Source organism: Shivajiella indica (genome assembly GCF_042683085.1).
GTDB classification, from domain to species: domain Bacteria; phylum Bacteroidota; class Bacteroidia; order Cytophagales; family Cyclobacteriaceae; genus Shivajiella; species Shivajiella indica.
On sequence record NZ_JBHUIV010000018.1, the window covers coordinates 1 to 20,815 of the forward strand.

At 39.1% G+C, this 20,815-nt stretch carries 13 protein-coding genes; 6 read left to right on the forward strand and 7 right to left on the reverse strand.

Going from position 1 to position 20,815, the window contains the following annotated elements:
- Positions 1–194: 194 nt before the first annotated feature.
- The gene (locus ACFSKV_RS12760; RefSeq protein ID WP_380803346.1) at positions 195–956 is read right to left on the reverse strand and encodes a creatininase family protein; all 762 of its coding nucleotides are present in this window, start codon (positions 954–956) and stop codon (positions 195–197) included.
- Between the two features lie 263 nt (positions 957–1,219).
- Between ACFSKV_RS12760 and ACFSKV_RS12765 the strand changes: the two genes are divergently transcribed.
- The 3 genes from ACFSKV_RS12765 to ACFSKV_RS12775 all read left to right on the forward strand — a co-directional run bounded on the left by ACFSKV_RS12765 (position 1,220) and on the right by ACFSKV_RS12775 (position 3,839).
- Positions 1,220–2,206 carry a glycosylasparaginase gene (locus tag ACFSKV_RS12765; RefSeq protein ID WP_380803348.1) on the forward strand — a complete coding sequence of 329 codons (987 nt, stop codon included), beginning with the start codon at positions 1,220–1,222 and terminating at the stop codon, positions 2,204–2,206.
- A complete protein-coding gene (locus ACFSKV_RS12770) occupies positions 2,206–2,946 on the forward strand; it encodes a copper homeostasis protein CutC (RefSeq protein WP_380803350.1) in 741 nt (246 codons plus the stop codon). The genes ACFSKV_RS12765 and ACFSKV_RS12770 overlap by 1 nt, the downstream gene beginning before the upstream one ends.
- 434 nt (positions 2,947–3,380) lie before the next feature.
- Positions 3,381–3,839: a CBS domain-containing protein gene (locus ACFSKV_RS12775; protein ID WP_380803352.1), complete on the forward strand. Its 459-nt coding sequence runs from the start codon at positions 3,381–3,383 to the stop codon at positions 3,837–3,839.
- Between the two features lie 489 nt (positions 3,840–4,328).
- Here ACFSKV_RS12775 and ACFSKV_RS12780 read toward each other — a convergent pair whose 3' ends face one another.
- Complete coding sequence (locus tag ACFSKV_RS12780; protein WP_380803354.1) at positions 4,329–5,099, reverse strand: YdcF family protein; 771 nt, start codon at positions 5,097–5,099, stop codon at positions 4,329–4,331.
- A gap of 104 nt (positions 5,100–5,203) precedes the next feature.
- The gene (locus ACFSKV_RS12785; RefSeq protein ID WP_380803356.1) at positions 5,204–5,461 is read right to left on the reverse strand and encodes a hypothetical protein; all 258 of its coding nucleotides are present in this window, start codon (positions 5,459–5,461) and stop codon (positions 5,204–5,206) included.
- Between the two features lie 273 nt (positions 5,462–5,734).
- On the opposite strand from ACFSKV_RS12785, the gene ACFSKV_RS12790 reads away from it, so the two are divergent.
- The gene (locus tag ACFSKV_RS12790) at positions 5,735–8,683 is read left to right on the forward strand and encodes an FAD-binding and (Fe-S)-binding domain-containing protein (RefSeq protein WP_380803358.1); all 2,949 of its coding nucleotides are present in this window, start codon (positions 5,735–5,737) and stop codon (positions 8,681–8,683) included.
- A 2-nt stretch (positions 8,684–8,685) separates the two neighbouring features.
- Here the strand turns inward: ACFSKV_RS12790 and ACFSKV_RS12795 are convergent, their stop codons facing one another.
- From ACFSKV_RS12795 to ACFSKV_RS12810, 4 genes are all read right to left on the reverse strand, one after another.
- Positions 8,686–10,341: a S8 family peptidase gene (locus ACFSKV_RS12795; protein ID WP_380803360.1), complete on the reverse strand. Its 1,656-nt coding sequence runs from the start codon at positions 10,339–10,341 to the stop codon at positions 8,686–8,688.
- A gap of 122 nt (positions 10,342–10,463) precedes the next feature.
- A complete protein-coding gene (locus ACFSKV_RS12800) occupies positions 10,464–11,864 on the reverse strand; it encodes an MBL fold metallo-hydrolase RNA specificity domain-containing protein (protein WP_380803362.1) in 1,401 nt (466 codons plus the stop codon).
- Positions 11,865–12,038: 174 nt separating this feature from the next.
- The gene (locus ACFSKV_RS12805) at positions 12,039–13,931 is read right to left on the reverse strand and encodes a PspC domain-containing protein (RefSeq protein WP_380803364.1); all 1,893 of its coding nucleotides are present in this window, start codon (positions 13,929–13,931) and stop codon (positions 12,039–12,041) included.
- A gap of 4 nt (positions 13,932–13,935) precedes the next feature.
- Positions 13,936–14,265 (reverse strand): PadR family transcriptional regulator, encoded by a 330-nt coding sequence (locus ACFSKV_RS12810; RefSeq protein WP_380803366.1) that lies wholly within the window; start codon positions 14,263–14,265, stop codon positions 13,936–13,938.
- 395 nt (positions 14,266–14,660) lie between these two features.
- Here ACFSKV_RS12810 and ACFSKV_RS12815 point away from each other — a divergent pair, with 395 nt between their 5' ends.
- Both ACFSKV_RS12815 and porU2 read left to right on the forward strand, forming a co-directional pair.
- Positions 14,661–15,773, forward strand: coding sequence for a putative type IX sorting system protein PorV2 (locus ACFSKV_RS12815; protein WP_380803367.1), 1,113 nt, complete (start codon positions 14,661–14,663; stop codon positions 15,771–15,773).
- On the forward strand, positions 15,774–20,792 hold the full coding sequence (gene porU2, locus ACFSKV_RS12820) for a putative type IX secretion system sortase PorU2 (protein ID WP_465270320.1): 5,019 nt from the start codon (positions 15,774–15,776) through the stop codon (positions 20,790–20,792).
- Positions 20,793–20,815: the final 23 nt, after the last annotated feature.

Genomic DNA, 20,815 nt, shown 5'->3' on the forward strand with positions numbered 1-20,815 from the left:
ACAAACATGTCTAAAAATAATAAAAAACATATCTGGGACACCCAAATCAGCAACCCGAAAATTACAAAATATTAAATATCAATTACTTATAATCAAATGGGACTGACGACTGTCGAAGTCAGGAGATTTGTTGAATTTTTTGTGAGCATTGATTTCAAGAATCAATGCTCCAATCTTTTAAGGAAATTTCTTATTTAATGATAAAGGTGCTTCAGATCTGCTTTGCAGATATCTATCATTAATTGGCCCACTTTTTTGCAGACATCCTCAAAATACCGTTTGCCTTTTTCGGAATTGGATTTTTTCGGATTTCCTATTCCTGTATCTTCAGTGACCTGTGACCATTTTCTTTCTGCCCAGGCCCATTTTTCCCTCAAACCGGGGATAGTGGATTTTTTCTCTTTTCCATCACCAGCTTCCTCCAAGGGCAGCACCAGATTCGGATGTAAATACATGATCAGACTCGTTTCCATTTCATCAGCGTGATCCCCTTCCTCTTCAAAGTACAATGTTTTATCCAAGGATTGGTACCAGTTGCAGGTCATCAACAGCATCTCTGGAAAATGTAAGCCTAATTCCCTTAACATCGTTTTGAAGTCATTTCCTCCATGGCTGTTGACGATCAGGAATTTTTTTATTCCCTGTCTATCCAAAACCGTCAAGATATCTTTCAAGATGGCAAATTGGGTACTTGGATTCATGTTGATATCCAGATAGATGTCACTTTGACCTGTGTTAACCCCAAATGGGATAGTAGGTAGAACAATGACTTTTGCCCCATTTTCCCATGCAATCTTACCTGCCCCGGCTGAAACCGAATCAGCCTCAAATATGTCTGTTCCATATGGCATGTGGTAATTATGGGCCTCAGTTGCTCCCCATGGAAGTACTGCCAATTCGAAGCGTTCATCTTTTAAGTTTTTCCAATTATTTTCAGCTAAAATATAAGGTCTCATTTTTTTAATCTTTTTGTGTTTTACAAGGTAATATTGACTTACCCGATTACCAAATCCAAAAATCCAAAATCCAAGCCCCAAATTCCAAAACTCAAAATCGAAACTGCAATCCAAAATCCAAAATCTAAAATCATAAATCTACAATCTCCTTTTGCTTTAAAGAATGACTTCTTCAAAATAATCATTAAAGTCAAATATAAATATGCGATTTTTTTTGAATCTTTATTCCTGTTAAATTTCATGTTTCATTCAAAAAAAATACCATGTCTGATCGGAGATCCTTTATTAAAAAGACACTTATTTCAACCTCCCTGCTTTTTCCAAGTGGGATCTTGGAAGCCTGTGCCCAAGCGCCAAAAGAAGCAGAAAGAGAAAAGTTGAAACCACTTATACTTTCCACTTGGGATCATGGGATGCCGGCAAATGATAAGGCTTGGGAGGTTCTTATGCAGACAGGTGATCTTGTTTCTGCAGTAGAAGAGGGAGTGAAAGTGACCGAATTGGATATGGATAATCTTTCAGTGGGATTGCAGGGTTTGCCAGATAGGGAAGGCATTCCGACCTTGGATGCATCGATCATGAAAGGAGATGGTTCCTGTGGATCGGTGGCATTTGTCAGGCAGGTAAAGCATCCCATTTCTTTGGCAAGGAAGGTTATGGAAGAAACGCCCCATGTGATGTTGGCCGGGGAGGGTGCACGTCAGTTTGCTATTGCTCAGGGTTTTAAAATGGAGGAAGAAGTCCTTAGTCCAAAAGCCAATGAAATGTATCAGGATTGGAAAGTGGAATCCAAATATAAACCGATCATCAATATTGAGAATCATGATACCATTGGGATGATAGCCTTAGGGCCAGATGGGAAACTGGCGGGTTCCTGTACTACTTCCGGCTTGGCATTTAAAATGCATGGCAGGGTTGGAGACAGCCCGATTATTGGTGCAGGACTTTATGTAGATGATGAGGTGGGGGCCGCCACAGCGACCGGGTTGGGTGAATCCATCATCAGGATCTGTGGTAGTTTTCTCATTGTGGAACTGATGCGTCAGGGCAGGAGTCCACAGGAGGCCTGTGAAGAAGCTGTGAGGAGATTGATTGCCAAAAACGCCAAAGACATTAAGGATATTCAGGCTGGTTTTCTTGCTATCAATAAAGAGGGAGAGTATGGTGCATTTGCAGTTCAAAAGGGATTTACCTATGCAAGGCACTACAATGGTGGAAAGGATTTGTTAACTGCTGGCTACAAAATGTAATGGAACAAATGGTTATAGAAGCTCCTGTATTTACTGTCGAAGCTGCAATAAAAGCAGCAGAATTTGGCATCCACAGGCTGGAATTATGCTCAGACTTTGGAGAAGGAGGGGAGACACCTTCTGCCGGTAACCTTTCTTTTTTAAAGGAAAAGATTTCAATTCCCATATATGTAATGATCCGACCTAGAGGGGGTGATTTTGTATATACTCTAGAGGAGCTGGAAGTAATGCGCCGTGATATTGGGATATTGAAATCTTTGGGTGCGGATGGGTTTGTTTTTGGTGTTTTGGATAAAAAAGGTGATGTGGATAAAGCTGCCTGCGAAAGTTTGGTCAATCAGGCAGGTGGATTACCCTGTACATTTCACCGGGCATTTGATATCTGTAAATCCAAAGATCAGGCTCTGGAAGATATCATTGATTGTGGGTTTAAAAGAATATTGACTTCAGGTGGTGAAAATTCAGTGGACTTAGGTCTGAACAATATTTTGAATTATTTAGAATTGGCAGGGGAAAGGATTATCATTATTCCAGGAGGAGGACTTAAGTCCGGCCATATTCCCCAACTGAAAAGTACGGGTAAGCTCAGGGAAATCCATGCCAGTTGCAAAACCTTCAGGCCTACTGAAAGTATGTATTTTCATCCAAACGTTTCTTTGTCCAATGACCCTAATGCTTTCAAACAGGTATTGACCATTGATGAAAGGATGGTGATAGAATTTTTAAGAGCAATGAATTGAGCTTGGTTCAGGCCATCATCCATCATAAAATTCACCATATTTTGTACCCATAAAAGGACCTTTGTTTGGAACTATACAATCATTAATAAAAGGATTGCCCTTTTAATCATATTGTGAAAAACATAATGATTTCTTCATGGCATCAATTTACATATCTTTTTTTGATCATCATTTAAGATGACCATGTTAGAAAAGGTATATTGGATGCTTTCTTAGACTGTTGTAAGTTTAAGACAGTGTTGCTTATTCTACTGGATAAGAAGATATCATTTTTGGTTGGAAAAAAGTAAATTTTGATTTTTTTGAATTTTGTTTTTTTATAATTGAAGCCAAGTAAATTTTTTTATGGGTTAAATAAGTTGTTTCAAGAATATCATTTTGAAATAATATTTTTTTACAGTAAATTATTCAGTTCACGATAAATCTAAAAAATCATGGTTAAAAGTTTTCAAGGCGTAAGGGTGGTAGAACCCAAAAAAGCAGCAAATCCCATTTTAGTAAAGGATCATATGAGCACCAATTTGGTCACTTTTCAACCTGAAGATTCCATTGATCATGTATTGGAAATGCTGACAAAAAGAAAAATTTCCGGTGCACCTGTTGTTGATAAGTCAGGGGAGTTGGTTGGAATTATTTCAGAAGTAGATTGTCTCAAAGAGATTATAAAGGGGAAATATTCAAATACACCTAGTTTTCCCGGATCCGTGTCTGAGCATATGACACAAAATGTGATTACTTTGTCACCGGATATGTCCTTATTTGATGCGGCTCAAAAATTTTTAGAATTAAAAATCAGAAGGTTTCCGGTGATGAGAGATGGGAAATTGGTTGGACAGATCAGTTTGTCTGATATTATAAGGGCATTTCCTAAATTGAAATCCACTACTTGGTAAAAATCAAGGAGGCATTTTATAGTAAGTTTTAAATATCGGAGTTCGAAGGGTGGATTTCAGGACCGAGCGTTAAAAATTAATCCAGTGGATTAATTTAGCGAGGGGCCAGGCTGTAGGGGAGGATATTAAGAGCCAAGGCAAAAGTAAAAAGGCAAAAGCGGGGAAGAAATTGTAGAGTGGATAGTGAGGAGTTTTGAAGTTGTCATTGTTCCACCACGGCCAAGTGTCGTGGTTAGAAACCTGGAAATTTCACTCTTACATTTCAAGAGATTTTATTTGAAATATGGATGGAACCACCCTGTAGGGGTGGCCTATGGGTAGCCCTGGGTAAAGGGAGGCACGATCGAAACCCAGGGTAATTTTTGCTTGCCCGTTTCCAGAGACAGCGCTCAAAATGGAATCAAAGAAAGCATGGATTCGCTGGCGATAATAAATGTGAATTCCAAAGAAAGCAGTCACGAAGACCTAGTTGTAGATTATGGTGAGAAATTAAATATACCCTGCCAATTTATAAGTAACTATTCCAATCCATTCTTTAAAAAGTTTGTGCCAAAGAAGCATGGCTTGGGGATCTGGGTAAAGTAGGGTGGGTATATCAAATTTGGTATCTTCGGAATAATAATCCACGGGGAAAGTATCGGTATTTAAACCCACTTTGTCAAAACAGCCTTTTGCTCTTTTCATATGAAACGCTGAGGTAATAAGCAAATGTTTTTGACCGGATGAATAGTCATGTTCAGTTAAAGTTTCTTTACTCAGCACTGCGTTTTGATACGTGTTTTTAGCCTGTTTTTCAATCAAAATGTCTTTTTGGTCTACTCCTGCGATAAGCATGAAATCACGTAATAATTCAGCTTCTGTATTGGGGTTGCTTGGGTTTAGTCCCTGTCCACCGGAAATTAGGATTTTTTTGATTATGCCCATTTTATAAAGTTGGACAGCTTGGGTAGCCCGGTCTGCGCCTTTATTAAAAAAAGTCCGGTCATAAACAGTTTTACTCAGGTTGGTCACCCCTGTAAGGACTATTCCTACTTCATATTTAGGTAACTGGGAAAAAGCCTTGAATCCAGGTTCCCATTGATTCATGGCCCAATTGGAGAAAAACTGATTTGAAAAAATCAAAAGAAAGATTATTCCTGTGAGTATGATTTTTCTTCCATTTGCTTTATTGCTCCAAAAAAAACCTGCAATAAGCAAAATGATTATCAGAGTCAAAGGCATGACCAGAAAACTCAGGAATTGGGAAAGGTAGAAAAACATTATCTTGAAATCTGATTTTTTGTCAAATAAAGGACAAATAAAATGAGTACTATTCAAAAAACCATTTAGGGTGGATAGAAATCTGTTTTGGCTTTGTATTAATTTTAAATAAAAAATAGAGAAATAGAAAGTAAGACCAACAATGCGAAAAACATCAATACGATCTTATTGGATTGATATTGCTGTTCTTTCCTCTCAAATCGCTCATTGATCAATTCATCATACTGATCTGAATTCCTGCTTTCGATTGTTGGGATATTTTTGCCATAAGGGTTGTCCCTCATTCCCATCCTTTTGGAAATGATACTTCTGTTGTCCTTAGTGGATTGGATCATATTGAACCCTGATGTTCCTCCTGCCATATTCCTAAAGTAATAAAATCCTATTACAAACCAAAATTTACCAAGTCAATTTCCAGATAAGCCCTCTCTTGTTTTGGATTGAATTGTTTTTTCAATAGATAATTCTGTTGGAATTTTTGACAAATTTTTAATGTATTTATTGATCTTTTGAAAAGTTGTCAATGTAATCAGGCATTTGATCCGATTGTTATAAAATGACACAGGTAGTTGAAGTTCTTTGATTTATTTTGAGAAGCATATATGTAGCTTATTTCTTATGCTTATTTTTGTCGTATGACTTTAATTAAACCTAACCTATTGCCTTTATTGGAGAATTTAGCTTCCCGGTTGGAAGGGGAGATTAAATTCGATTCCCTGACTAAGACCTTATATGCTACAGATGCCTCGGTGTATCGTGAAATGCCCTTGGCCGTGGCTTTCCCAAAAACAGAAGCTGATATCCAAAAGCTCATTTTTTTTGCTAGGGAAAATAAAACCTCTTTGATTCCGAGAACAGCAGGCACTTCATTGGCCGGTCAATGTGTTGGAAATGGGATAGTGGTGGATGTTTCCAGATACTTTACTAAAATAATTGAATTCAATAAGGAAGAAAGATGGGTTAGGGTGCAGCCTGGGGTAGTGAGGGATGAGTTAAATCATTTTTTAAAGTCCCATGGTCTGTTTTTTAGCCCTATCACTTCCACTGCCAATAGGGCGATGATTGGTGGTATGGTGGGTAATAACTCATCTGGAACCACTTCCATTGTTTACGGTACGACCAGAGACAAGGTCCTAGAACTAAAAGCCTTATTGAGTGATGGGTCTAAAACTGTTTTTGGAAGTATTTCTAAGGAAGAATTTGAAAATAAATGCCTCTCAGGTTCTCTGGAAGGTACAATCTACAGACAAATCAGGACTGAGCTTTCCAATCCTTCCATTCAAAAAAAAATTGTTGAAAATTTCCCTAAGAAGTCTATTCATAGGAGAAATACAGGTTATGCAGTAGATGCTTTAATGGATTCTGCAATTTTTTCCGAGGGTTCGGACCATTTCAATTTCTGCAAATTATTGGCTGGATCGGAAGGCACTCTGGCCTTTACAACCGAGATTAAAATTTCTTTAGATCCTTTACCGGATCCAGTGGAGATTGTTGTGGCAGCCCATTTTGAGTCCATTCATCAAAGCATGAAGGCAGCCCAGGTAGCGATGAAACATCCCGCTACAGCAGTGGAATTGATGGATAAAATTATTTTAGACTGCACCAAACAGAGCTTGGAATACAGCAAAAACAGGTATTTTGTTGAGGGTGATCCTATGGCACTTTTGATGATAGAATTCACGGGAAAAACAGAGGAGGAGGCTAGGGAGAAAGGAGACAAGCTGATTGCAGATTTGAAAAATGCCGGTCTGGGCTATGCCTATCCCGTCATCGGTCCTGACAAGACGAAGTCCGCCTGGGCTCTTCGAAGCGCTGGATTGGGACTTTTGGCCAATATTCCAGGTGACAGAAAAGCAGTAGCATGCATTGAAGATACGGCAGTGGATATTGAAGATTTGGCAGATTATATTGATGAATTTGACAAAATGATGGAGGGATATGGTCAGGAACCGGTACATTATGCCCATGCCGGAGCTGGGGAGATCCACTTAAGACCTATCTTGGATCTGAAAAAGAAAGCAGATCAGCAAGAGTTTTACAATATTTCCCTTGATGTTGCCAGGTTAGTCAAAAAATATAATGGTTCCTTAAGTGGAGAACACGGGGATGGCCGGGTTCGTGCACCATTTATTCCCTTGATGGTTGGGGAAGAGAACTACCAACTTTTCAGACGGATCAAATATACTTGGGATCCTGACAATATTTTTAATCCCGGAAAAATTGTGGATACTGCTCCAATGAACACTTCGCTAAGGTATGAGGCGGATATGAAGACACCCGAGCAGGAAACCTTACTGGATTTTTCTGAAGTGGGGGGGATGTTAAGGATGGCAGAAAAGTGTAATGGATCAGGAGATTGCCGCAAATTACCATTGTCAGGGGGAACCATGTGTCCAAGTTACCAGGCCACAAGAAATGAAAAAGATACTACCAGGGGAAGGGCAAACACATTAAGGGAATTTTTGACAAAGGATAAGAAGCCGAATGCCTTTGATCATCTTGAAATCAAAGACGCATTGGACCTTTGTTTATCCTGTAAAGGTTGTACCGCAGAATGTCCCTCCAATGTGGACATGGCATCCATGAAAGCTGAATTTTTGTACCAGTACCAAAAATCAAACGGGGTTCCATTGCGGTCAAAGGCATTTGCCTATATTAACGATTTAAATAAACTGGGGGCTATACTTCCCGGGATTTCCAATTTTTCCTTAAGGAATCCTATGACCTCAGGATTGATGAAGTCAATTTTGGGTGTTGCTCCAAAAAGAAACCTTCCTGAAATTAGTAAAGTCGATCTGAGATCCTGGTTCCGGAAAAATGAATCAAAGTTTCCTTTTACAACACCCATAATCAAAACCATTTACCTTTTTGTGGATGAATTCACCAACTATAATGACACAGAGATAGGAATTACTGCCATAAAACTTCTCAGAAAATTGGGATATGAGGTGAAGGTGGTAGATCATGAAGAAAGTGGCCGGTCTGCAATATCCAAAGGATTACTGGAAAAGGCCAGAAATCATGCTGAGGCCAATGTGAAGACATTCAGGGATAAAGTAAGCGGAAATACCCCATTGGTGGGAATAGAACCTTCAGCAATTTTGAGTTTCAGGGATGAGTACCCAAGATTGGTAAGAAAAGAATACCTAGAAGACGCAAAAAAAATCAAATCCCATACATTGTTGATTGATGAATTTTTAGGAAGGGAAATTGCAGCAGGAAACATTACTCCGGAATCCTTTACCCAGGATTCCAAACATATCAAATTACATGGACATTGCCATCAAAAGGCCCTTTCTTCTTTGACGTGGACACAAAAAGTGCTTTCCTTGCCCAGGCATTATACAGTGGAAATCATTCCTTCAGGTTGTTGCGGAATGGCCGGCTCCTTTGGCTATGAGGCTGAACATTATGAATTGAGTATGCAGATAGGGGAAATGGTTTTGTTCCCAGCTGTTCGTAATTCTAAGGAATCCATCGACATAGCAGCGCCGGGCACTTCCTGTCGTCATCAGATCTGGGATGGTACCGGCAAAAAAGCCAAACACCCGGTCGAGATTTTATGGGATGCTTTAAAGGGGTAAAGTCACATGGAAACTTTACCTTTATGGACCTGTTTTGCCAAAAGCATGGCGTTATATGCATTGGCGATTTTCCCTGATATGCAGAGGTCGGCCAAGCTCAGTTCCTTCATTCCCTCTTCTCCGATTGAAACCTTAAGCTTTGGAGCTAAACCTGATTCCATGATTATTTTTTTAACCTGAGAAGCACTCAATCCAGGATAATAAGATCTGATTAACGCCGCAATTCCTGCCACGGCAGGGGCAGCCATGGAAGTACCTCCCTGAAATTCATATTCATTTTCAGGCATAGTAGAATATACTTGCTCTCCGGGAGCAAATATATCTACAGTTTTGGCTCCATAATTGGAATAGGTAGCAATCATATCAGTCCCAAAGAAGGGAGTTAAGGCACCTACTGTTATCACATTATCAACAAACTTTTTCCCGATTTGGAATTTATGGTCATTGGGGAAATTTGGATTTTCAGGATCATCCAGATTAAGCCCATCATTTCCTGCTGCCAATACAATAAGTACATCTTTAGATTCGGCATATTTGATAGCATCGTATACCCATTCAGGATTTGGGGAAAATGACTTGCCAAAGCTGGCATTGATGATTTTTGCCCCATTGTCCACGGCATACCTAATTCCCCAGGCAATGTCCTTATCGTATTCATCACCATCAGGTACAGCCCTGATACCCATGATTTCAACATGATTGGCCACTCCATTGATTCCAAGTTTATTTCCCCTTTCAGCAGCAATTATCCCTGCCACATGGGTTCCGTGGCTTTCATCTTTTAATTGGCTTTGTGGATTACCATTTCCATAGCCCTTATCATCAAGATCATATGGGTCATCCCCGACCACTTTTCTGCCATCAAATTCAAGATTAAGATTGTACTTTAATTGTTCAGAATAATAGGAAACCCCATCATCAATAAATCCCTTTAATTCATCAAGGCCATCAGAAATGCTTAAAATCTGCATCAATAATGCTGCTTTTTGGTTGAGGTCCTCGTTTTCATAGGGGAGGCTTTCCAAATCTTCAATGGTGTAGGTGTTTTTCCCTAATTCTTTTCTGACAGCTGAATCCGCTTCATTTATCATCCCTGCCATACCTTGCATTTGGTAGATATTCTGCATGGCCTCTTCAAATTCTGAATCAAATTTTCTTTTTGCTTTTGCCTGGTAATTTTCATCCCCAATCCCCAGCCTTAAAATCCTTGCATATTCCCACTGTTCATAATAGGCGTCACCTAAAAAATTGTAACCGTGAATGTCATCGATATAGCCATTATTATCATCATCCTCGTTGTTACCGGGTACCTCACCTTTATTTTTCCATAAAACATTGCTGATATCTTCGTGAAGAAGGTCTATTCCTGAGTCCAGGACCGCCACAATTATCGGTTTCCCTTTTTTCCTCCGTATGATTTCTTTGTAAGCTCTGTCCACACTCATTCCCGGTATCGTATCCTGTATCAGGTCTAATTGATTCCATCGACTTAGTTCTTCCAAAGTAAGTTCAGAATTTTTTGGGCTTAAATCTCCAGAAATCACCAATAGTGATGGTTTTGGTCCTAAAACACCGCAACTGCTGATAAGGTAGGCAAGTAAAATTGGAAAAGTCGTTTTAATAGATAAGCTATATCTTTTTTCTATCAGTGATTTCATGTACATATGCGGAATGGTATTTATTTAGGCTCCTTATTCCAAATTGAGCTTGGCAAAGCTAAGCAAACTTAAGATAAAGAAATAGGGTCAGGGAATTCAGTTTTTCTGATAGCTGTAAGTGTTTATATGCCGTCAAATAGTACAAAACTTTCCAGATATTCCGGGATTATAGGGTTCCAGTTTAATTCTTCTTTAAGCCTGTTGGCCAATCCTTCTGCCGCTAGCTTTTCGCCATGGATCAGGAAGATCTTCTTGGGTCTTGAAGTAAATCCCTCCGCCCATTCAATTAGTTCATCCTGGTCCGCATGGGCTGACAATCCTTCTATGTAATAGGTCTTGGCTTTTACGGGTACATCGATCCCATACATTCTGGAAGTCGGTTCTCCATCCAGAATTCTACGTCCCCTCGTTCCTTCTGCCTGGTATCCGACGAAAATGATACTATCGTTTTCATTGGGTAATCTGTTGTAAAGATGATGCAGTATCCTTCCTCCGGTGGCCATTCCACTGGCAGAAATAATGATAGCATCACCTTTGATGGCGTTAAGGGACATGGACGCTTCTTGGGTTTGATAATAGTGAAGATTTCTATTCACAAAGGGATTTGCACCTTCCTCTTCAAGTACTGGCCCTAACCGGTGGTACTGGGGGAATTTCTTATACAGCTTTGTGACATCAATGGCCATAGGACTGTCGACATAAATGGGAATGTCAGGAATTTTCCCTTTTTGTTGCAACAAGTTGAGATAATAAAGTATCATTTGAGTCCTACCTACGGCGAAGGCCGGAATAACCGAAACACCACCATTTCTGTAAGTTTCTCTTATGGCCAAACCTAAATCCTCAACCGGTTTTTGATGGGTCTGAACCCTGTTACCATAAGTGGATTCCATAAAAAGGATATCTGCGAATGGTATTCTTGAAGGGGCGTGGAGTATGGGGTCATGATACCTTCCCAAGTCTCCGGAAAAGATAAGTTTCTTTTCCTGATTTTCACTTCTGACTTTAATTTTTACAATTGCTGCACCCAGGATATGGCCTGCATTATAAAATGTAAAAGAAAGTTGTTCATTTATATGGTTTTCCTGCTCTAAATCAACAGGATACAATAAAGGGAATACTTTTTCAGCATCTTCTATAGTATATAAAGGTAAAGGTTTCTCATGCCTGGAATAACCTTTTTTCTGGGCGTAGGCTGCTTCTTCTTCCTGTAGTTTTCCTGCATCCAATAATAAAATCCTGACCAGCTCTTCGGTTGGAAAGGTGCAATAAATTGGTCCGCTGAACCCTTCTTTGACCAATTTTGGTAAATAACCGCTATGGTCAATGTGCGCATGGGTCAAAATAACCAAATCTATATCTGAAGGATCAATAGGGAATTTATCCCAATTTCTTAACCTGTATTCTTTCAGACCCTGAAAAAGGCCACAATCCACCAAAATTTTCTTATGGTCAAACTCCAAAAGATATCTTGAGCCAGTCACGGTTTTGGCTCCTCCTAAAAATTTTACTTTTACTTGCATTATGTTTTGGGTTTATTAATTAACGGAAATGCAAGATAAGTAAATAAGTAGATGTTGGAATTTAATTTCTAATTTGAATTATTTCCTTCTGCTTGATTTTTGGACTGTAGGAAAATCAAAAAGGCTGAACAATTATCTGTTCAGCCTTTTCCTATTTTAAGCGTTCTCTTTAAATTATTTCATAAAGAAAGCATCAGTAAACTTTGCTTTTGATAAACTATCTGCTTCCGAGAGTTCATCATTTTGACTACAGGTAAGACAGAGGAGGCCATCTTCATTGAATACCCAATAATTTCTTGAGCTTACATCCCTGCTTTTATAACCATTTTTGTTCAAAGTGTTCCGGATGATGGGTAAAATTGACTTATCGAGAACAAATGCTTTATCATAAGGGATTTCCAGGGTTAGACTTAGGTTTTGACCTCTAAATTTGTCCAATTGGCTTAGGTCAAGGCTACGGTCAAAGGTGATGATGGTGTCAGCTACTATATAATTGTAAGTAACTTTACTGGCATTATTTAATGCGTCTTCATACCCTTTTCCTTTGGATTTGAAGTCCTGAACCAATACCATTTCCTTCCCATCTGTCCCTACCAGTTGCAAATTTACCAAATCAAAGATTCCTTGGTCTCCTTGGTTCTGTTCTGATTTTAAAACTACAATCCCCTCTGATAAATTGACGGTATCTTCAGTAGTGTGGATGGCTTCTGATTTAAATTGTGAAATAACCTTTGGTAACTGAAATCCAACTACCCCGATGCTTAGTAACCATACGCCTAGGGCAATAAGACCAAATCTTCCTTCAATGATACTTCTTTTGATGATAACACTTATTCCCAACAGGAGAATAATCAAGCCCGGTATCAGGATAACAACCCCAACAGCAATGGCTAGCCAAATAGGTAGAATATCACTTATCCATTCGGCAGGGATATTGTCCAGAACAATTCCTGAATCACCTACCGGAAAAATTTCGAAATAGACTCCAAGTAGTATAATTGGGGCAATAGTAATCGCCATCCCGATGATTGAAACTATCAGCCCGAAGAAAACCCTGATGACAGCAAGGATAAACATCCCGAATGGACCTAAGGCTTCTCCCAATCCATTGATTACTTTTCCTAGAAATCTGAAAGGAGCTAGCAGTATCTTTCTTGCCTGACTTTCCTCTTGTGGAGGTATAGGGTTCATATTTTCCTTAATGGTCGTCTCAATATTATCCAAAGTAATGGCCCCACCTTTCATTTGAATCCTCTCGGTAATTGATTTTGCTTGGGGTGTAATGATCCACAAAATCAAATAAATCACAAATCCTGCACCTCCGGCAAAAATCAATCCTATGAATAGTAGTCTTACCCAGATAACTTCAATATTGAAATAAGCAGCCAAACCGCTGGCAACCCCGCCTAATGTTCTGTCATCAGGATTTCTGTAAAGTTTTTTAATGTTTTTGTCTTCAGGTTCATCATAAGAAACAGGCAAAATTACCCACAGCACGATGTAGGCTAATAGCGCCCAGATTCCCAAAGAGAAAGAGAAATTCCATGGTAAGAAATCCCAGGCAGGCTTGCCAAAGTTCAATTTACCACTGAAAAGCAGCAATAAGGCCACTAATCTCGTCCATAATGGATCAATCGCTAGATAATGGGCCAAACCGGCACAGACCCCACCCAATATTTTTCTGTTCTCAAGTCTAGTCAGTTTTTTATATCCTTTGGATTCCTGGCCTGGAGGAGTGATATATTTGTAGAAATCATTTTCCTGATTTTCTTCTTTATCCTTTATAGGTTCATTTTCTTCCTCTTCTGCTTTGAAATCTGCTATTGTACCCATCTTTTCAATCAAACTGTTGACATTTTCAGCAGTGATGACCTGTTTGTTGTTTTTCAGGTAACTTAAAAAGATTTCCGCTATGCGGTTTTCAATATCAGAGATTATTTCCTGATTATCCTGATAGTGGGAAAAGTGCCTGTTGATGGTTTCCAGGTACTTTTTCAGGGTAGCATATCCATCCTCTTCAATGTGAAAAAGGATACCGCTTATATTTATACTTATGGTCTTTTTCATGTTTTTATTGCTTTGAGGTGATTAATTGGGTTGAATGAACCAATGATTCCCAGGTTTCATTGAGGGTTTCAAGAAATTTTCTGCCATCCTCAGTGATTGAGTAGTATTTTCTTGGCGGTCCGGATTCAGACTCTACCCATTTATAAGTGACCAAAGAAGCATTTTTCAGCCTTTGAAGTAAAGGATAGAGTGTTCCTTCCACAACTATCATCTTTGCCTCTGTGAGTTCCTCTATCATATCCGAGGCATAAACTTCCCCTCGGGATATGATATGCAAAATGCAGAATTCCAGGAGGCCTTTCCGCATTTGAATTTGGGTGTTTGAAGCATTCATATGTCTATATTTTTTAAATTTCTAACCAGGACCAATCATCGGGATTCATACATGGTCTCATGCCAGAAATAAAGAAAAATTGTACCAAAGTGAAAAAAGCTACCTTGTATTGCCTATATGCTTGCTATAAAAAGAGGCTTTTGAACTCTTTCAATATGGGAAAATCCTTAAAATTTTTAAAATTAGGCTGTTTTTTAACTTTTAGGGCCAAACTGAATTTTTTTAGGCTCAACCTACAATTTCTATTTTTGGAAAGCAAAGATGTGACTTGAATGGACATAATTATGTACGGAAATGTACACAAATTACAAGGTTGTCCACCTTTAATTTTTTTAAAAATCGCTTACTACTTAAGTATTTATTTTTACTTTGCATTGGTGAAATACGCATAGTACATGTTCATTTTCAGGGTTTTCATTTCAATTTTATTTTTTATACTAAGTTTCACACTTAGCGCTCAGACTATTGCTCCAAAATATTCCAATGAATTTATGAATATTGGAATAGGGGCAAGAGCTTTGGCAATGGGAGGCGCACAGGTATCTTCAGTAAAAGATGTCACTGCAGCTTATTGGAACCCAGCTGGTTTACTGGGCATCAAACATCAACATGAATTTTCTTTGATGCATGCAGAATATTTTGCGGGGATAGCCAAGTTTGATTATCTAGGTTATAGTACAAGTATAGATGCGGACAATCAGGTCGGGGTGTCCCTTATCCGTTTTGGCGTAGATGATATTCCCGATACCCGTTTTTTATATGACGCCAATGGAACGTTGAATTATAACAATATACAGTTTTTCAATGCTGCTGATTATGCACTTCTATTATCCTATGCCAGGGATGTGAGTGATATTTTTAAATTTGGAGGAAATGCGAAAATCATTCATAGGAATGTAGGAAAGTTTGCTCAGGCCTGGGGTTTTGGGCTGGATTTTGGAGGAATCTTTTTATTGGAACAATGGAGACTCGGGTTTATGTTAAGGGATGTGACGAGTACCTTCAATGCTTGGTTTCATAATGCTGAAATGGTAAGAGACATTTATGCCCAGACAAACAATGTGATTCCCGTAAATTCCATTGAATTGACCTTGCCAAGAGCCATTTTTAGTGTTACAAGAGACGTGGTTATTTCGGAAGATATCAAAGTCCAGGGCGTGTTGGATCTTGATTTCACATTTGATGGAAAAAGAAATACAATAATCAGAACAAATTTGGTAAGTTTTGATCCTAGGCTTGGAATAGAAGCAGCTTATAAAAATCTTGTATTTTTCCGTGCCGGTGGCAGTAATGTTCAAAAAATCAAGGATTTTGACAATACCTATTACATGGCCTGGAAACCTAGTTTCGGTGTGGGAGTTTTTTTCAATGAAAAATTCAATATTGATTATGCACTTACGGATATTGGAGGGGTGTCGCAAACACCTTACTCTCATGTCATCAGTGTTAAGGTGAGTCTTAAAGAAAATGATACTAAGTTTAGAATAAATAAAGGTTGGGAAGATTAAATGGGCAGAAGGATTTTCATATTGGTTTTAATTTTTATGCTTTCGGATTTTGCTAAGGCACAAACCGGATGGATTGATTATACCAGGCCGTATTATAAAATCCCTACTGTGGAAGATGGGATTCACAGGATTACATTTGCTTCTCTTTCTTCAGCCGGAATTAATCCGAATACCCTTGATCCAAGAAATATCAGATTATACCATAGAGGAGAAGAAGTGGCAATTTATATTCAAGGGGAGCAGGATGGAAGATTTGACACCAATGATTTTATTGACTTTTTTGGAAAAAGGAATGACGCAACTTTGGATTTCAAGCTTTTCAATAATCCTGATCATGTAGGTAATATCATGTATAACCACCATAATGATACAACTGCATTTTTTCTTACCATAACCCAAGGTATTCCAGGAAAGAGGATGACACAAAGACAGGCTCCAGCCGCTTCGCCGTTGGTAGATACCTACAATACGGAAAGAATGATTGTTTTCTCTGATCAATACAATCTTGGAAGGAGTTACTTTCCCGGTGTCAGACTGGCGGTATATGAAGAAGGCCAAGGTTGGATGAGTGCTCCTGTTACCAAGCCTAATCCAAGGACTATTTCATTTTCTGCATTGGGAGAAATAGGAATTGGTGATGCAAAACTGGAAATCGGATTGACAGGAAGGTCTGAAAACCCACATATTACTGCTATATCAGTAGGCCCGACAGTAGGAACATTGAGGGAAGTTGGAAGATTTGAATATGCCAATTTTGAAGTACTCAATCAGGAAATCAGTTTTGAGTCCACTGATTTTAATCCAGATGGAAGCCTAAATATTCGGGTTGCTTCCTTAGGTCCCGAAGGAACTGACAATATATCCATTTCCTATGTGCGTATTACCTATCCTAAAAAAGTAGAAAATGGGGAATTGGATGCAGAAACCATTATTTTAGGACAAGGGGAATCAGTTCTTCAGCTTGAAAATATGCTCTCCAACTATGTGGCATATGAGATTTCAGATCCAAACAATCCTATAAAAATACCTGTTGTCAAGACAAATAATCAGATCCGTTTGCAAGCGGGGGTGAGTTTGGATTCCAGTAAGGTTTGGTTGGAGAACAGGTTAAATGTTAGGGAAGTAAATGAAATCAGACAGGTTCGATTTAGGAATATTTTGGATCAGGCAGCTGATTACCTCATTGTATCCCATAGAAATTTAAGAAGGCAAAGCACTATTCATCCAGACCCAGTTAAGGCCTATGCTGAATACAGGGCTTCAGCGGAGGGTGGAGCTTATGACACTTTGGTGGTAAATATTGACGAGTTATATGACCAGTTTTCCTTTGGTGAAAAGACTCCATTGGCAATATATGAGTTTCTGAAGCTTTACTATCCCCGTCACAAACCTGAGTATCTGTTTTTAATAGGAAGGGCACTTGGCATGTACTCTACCACAAGGGTTTCCAACGTTACCCATTTTTATCGGAAAAATCCTTCAGTTTTTACTTTCCAGGATCTGATTCCTCCAGCCGGATATCCTTATGCAGATAATAATTATGCTATAGGACTTGATCTCCAAAATCCATTTGTTCCTGCATTGGGTATTGGAAGGATACCTGCAAGAAGTCCTCAGGATGTGACCAATTATCTGGAAAAAGCCAAAGAAAAGGATGCTTTGGGCGCAACAGAAGATTGGCAAAAGGAAATCCTACATCTAAGTGGGGGAATTACGGCTTTTGAATTAAATAGATTTTATAATTTTTTGAATGGGTTCAAAAATATAGCCGAAGGGCCATTTTTAGGAGGAAATGTAAAGACTTACAGAAAAAGGTCAAATTCAGTTGTAGAGCTTATCGATGTCTCAGGTGATGTTAACGAGGGGATAAGTCTCATGACCTTTTTTGGTCATGCAGGGCCCACTGTAATTGATATTGAAATCGGATTGGCTTCTGATCCAGCCATGGGATATAATAATAGTGGTAAATACCCATTCATTTTGATGAATGGCTGTGATGCCGGAAATTCATTCGGCAGTGTGTATACTTTCGGAGAGGATTGGATTTTGACTCCTTCAAAAGGAGCCTCCAATTTTTTAGCTCATGCGAATATTGGAGTTGATATTTATTTGAGGCGGTTTTCCGAATCCTTTTATTCAAAGGCATTTGCAGATTCATCCATGATATACCAACCTGTTGGTTTGGTACGAAGGGAAGCGGAAAAACTATTTTTCTTGAGGTATGGGACATCCATTGTCAACCGTTCCCATGCAGAACAATTGGTTTTGTTGGGCGATCCTGCTGCCAGATTGTTTCCGGCAGATAAGGCCGACTATGCAGTAAGGGAATCGGATGTTAGTTTAGATGCCTTTGAAGGAGATGTCTTTAATGCTTTAGCGGATTCCCTCAAATTGTCCTTTGTGTTAAGGAATCTTGGCCGAGTGGATTTGGATTCCGTGGAGTTTAAGGTCAGTAGAAGATTACCTGATGGTACCAATATTACTTATCCCAATCTGACCATTGCCCCTGTTTACAGGAGAGATACCATAGATTTTTCAGTACTGAATTCAGGAATTGCCTCTTTTGGAGAAAACTTTTTTACCATAGAGATCAATCCTTCAAGAAATATCCCTGAGATGAACTATGCTAACAATGCAGTGACCGTTTCCATGTTCATTCCTTTGAGTGGAACACTGAATGTTTTGCCTTTTAATTTTGGAATAGTAAATGAAAGGGAGGTTGAATTGATAACTCAAATTCCAGGGAAATCTGTGGAACCCAGAACTTTGGTGTTCCAGATTGACACGGAGGCAAATTTTTCTTCAGCAAGGAGACGGGAATTAAGGGTGACTACCGCAAATTTGGCCAATTGGACATTGGATCTTTTCCAAAATGTCCCACAGAGGGATTCAGTGACCTTTTTCTGGAGAACAAGATTTTTGGAGCCGAGGGAGGGTGAAAGTAATGATTGGACCAATAGCAGCTTCAGTTATATCCAAGAGGGTCCTGAAGGCTGGACACAAAGAGTGTTGCCCCAATTGGAAAGCAATCAACTTAATAATCTGGAGATTGATCCAGTGCAAAGAATATGGAAATACCCGGATACTTCCTTGGATATTGAAGTGTTTACCTTCGGAAATCAGGCAGACAGCCTCACATTTAGAAATACCCAGTTTATTCTGGATGGTGTTCCTCAAATCATTGATAATTTTGTGGATGGCAGTGCCAGATTATGTCCAAATGGCTCATTGGGTTTGGTAGCCTTCGAACAAAGGTCACTAACCCCTTATTTGGCTATTCCAGTACCAGGTTTTGACATTTTGGATGGAAGAAGTTGCGGCAAAGTTCCACAGATCATACAAAATATCAGAAATGCATGGATTGAGCGTCCGGGTTTTGGTATAGAAGACTATGTAAACGGAGTGAAGGAGGGGGATTATGTTGTCATTTTCTCCATTGGAAATGTAACTTTTGAGCAGTGGTCTGATGCAACAATAGCAAAATTGAAGGAACTTGGGGCAAATGAAGCGGTTCTCCGCAACCTCAAAAACGGAGACCCCTATATACTTTTTGGAAGAAAAGGAATGAATCCTGGTGAATCAATTGAAGTGGTCGCAAAAAGTGATCCTGAACTTGGAAGTAACCAACAGGTTATTGATTTCGAAACGAAATTGGAAGGTTATTTTACCTCTGCCTCTATTGTTACTCCTAGAATTGGCCCCGCTTCAGAATGGAAGCAGTTTTTTAATCATGTCAAAAATAGAGATTGGATTAATGAAGATCTCACTCATTTTGATCTATTTGGGGTAAAAGAAAATGGAGAAGAACAGTTGCTCATATCTGCATTTAAGGAATCCCAGATAGATTTAAGTAATATTAGTCCTTCCCAATTTCCTTTCGTCAGGTTACGTTATACGATGGAAGACCAGGAATCCACTGCTCCGGCCCAATTGGATAAATGGCAGGTAAATTATTCGGGAGTACCGGAAGGGGTTTTAATTTTCAAAAACAAAGAAAGTCAGGTCAATCTTCAGGAAGGTCAGGAGTCAGTCCTGAATTTTGAATTTACAAATATTTCCAAATTTGATTTCCTGGATTCTATTGTAGTGCAATGGAAATTTAATAATACCACCAAAAGGGTATTTGAGACTTTTTCTAAAAAGATCCCAGCAGTCAAAATCGGAGAGTCTCATGAGTTTTCAATTCCGTTCAATTCTGTGGGTAGGGGTGGGAATATTCAGGTTGAAGTATTTGCCAACCCAAGGATTATCATGGAGCAGACCTTCAGAAATAACCAGCTGGATCTGGGGGTTTATTATGTGGTCAATCCTGATAATACCTCAGCGATTTTGGATGTAAATTTCGATGGGGTTTATATCATGGATGGGGACATCGTTTCTCCTACGGTGATGATAACTTCAGTGCTAAAAAATGAAAAATCTCTGATTCTAAAAAAGGACACTTTGGGCATTGAGCTATTCCTCAAAAAACAATGTGAGGGCTGTCTTTTTGAGCGGATGAGTTTTTCAAGCCCGAAAATTACCTGGTCTGAAGCTACAGAAAACAGCAGTTACAAGGTTGAACTTCGCCCTGGTCCTTTAGAGGATGGAATGTATACCTTTAGAATAGTTACCGAAGAGCTTGGGGTAGATAAGCCCTACGAAATTAATTTTGAGGTCATCAATGAAGCTTCTATAACGAACTTCTATCCATACCCTAATCCTTTTAGTACCAGTGTAAGGTTTGTATTTACAGTAACAGGTTCAGAAGTGCCTGATCAGATCAAAATACAGATCATGACCGTCACAGGGAGAGTTGTAAGGGAAATTCTACAAGATGAGTTAGGGCCGATACGCATCGGAAATAATATCACCGAATATGCCTGGGATGGAAGGGATGAATTTGGGGACCTATTAGCAAATGGTGTTTATATTTATAGAGTTCTGGTCAGAAAAAACGGAGCCTTTGTAGAACCTAGGGCAACTGCCGGGGATAAGGCATTTAAGCAGGGCTATGGAAAAATGTATCTTTTGAGGTAAATTTGGGTTTTTTCAAATTTAAA

Bases quoted from the DNA above. Each gene is read 5' to 3' on its own strand.
- ACFSKV_RS12770 (WP_380803350.1), top strand. From the start codon at position 2,206: ATGGAACAAATGGTTATAGAAGCTCCTGTATTTACTGTCGAAGCTGCA.
- porU2 (WP_465270320.1), top strand. From the start codon at position 15,774: ATGGGCAGAAGGATTTTCATATTGGTTTTAATTTTTATGCTTTCGGAT.
- ACFSKV_RS12780 (WP_380803354.1), bottom strand. From the start codon at position 5,099: ATGTTTTTCTACCTTTCCCAATTCCTGAGTTTTCTGGTCATGCCTTTG.
- ACFSKV_RS12810 (WP_380803366.1), bottom strand. From the start codon at position 14,265: ATGAATGCTTCAAACACCCAAATTCAAATGCGGAAAGGCCTCCTGGAA.
- ACFSKV_RS12765 (WP_380803348.1), top strand. From the start codon at position 1,220: ATGTCTGATCGGAGATCCTTTATTAAAAAGACACTTATTTCAACCTCC.
- ACFSKV_RS12805 (WP_380803364.1), bottom strand. From the start codon at position 13,931: ATGAAAAAGACCATAAGTATAAATATAAGCGGTATCCTTTTTCACATT.
- ACFSKV_RS12800 (WP_380803362.1), bottom strand. From the start codon at position 11,864: ATGCAAGTAAAAGTAAAATTTTTAGGAGGAGCCAAAACCGTGACTGGC.
- ACFSKV_RS12815 (WP_380803367.1), top strand. From the start codon at position 14,661: ATGTTCATTTTCAGGGTTTTCATTTCAATTTTATTTTTTATACTAAGT.
- ACFSKV_RS12775 (WP_380803352.1), top strand. From the start codon at position 3,381: ATGGTTAAAAGTTTTCAAGGCGTAAGGGTGGTAGAACCCAAAAAAGCA.
- ACFSKV_RS12760 (WP_380803346.1), bottom strand. From the start codon at position 956: ATGAGACCTTATATTTTAGCTGAAAATAATTGGAAAAACTTAAAAGAT.
- ACFSKV_RS12785 (WP_380803356.1), bottom strand. From the start codon at position 5,461: ATGGCAGGAGGAACATCAGGGTTCAATATGATCCAATCCACTAAGGAC.
- ACFSKV_RS12790 (WP_380803358.1), top strand. From the start codon at position 5,735: ATGACTTTAATTAAACCTAACCTATTGCCTTTATTGGAGAATTTAGCT.
- ACFSKV_RS12795 (WP_380803360.1), bottom strand. From the start codon at position 10,341: ATGAAATCACTGATAGAAAAAAGATATAGCTTATCTATTAAAACGACT.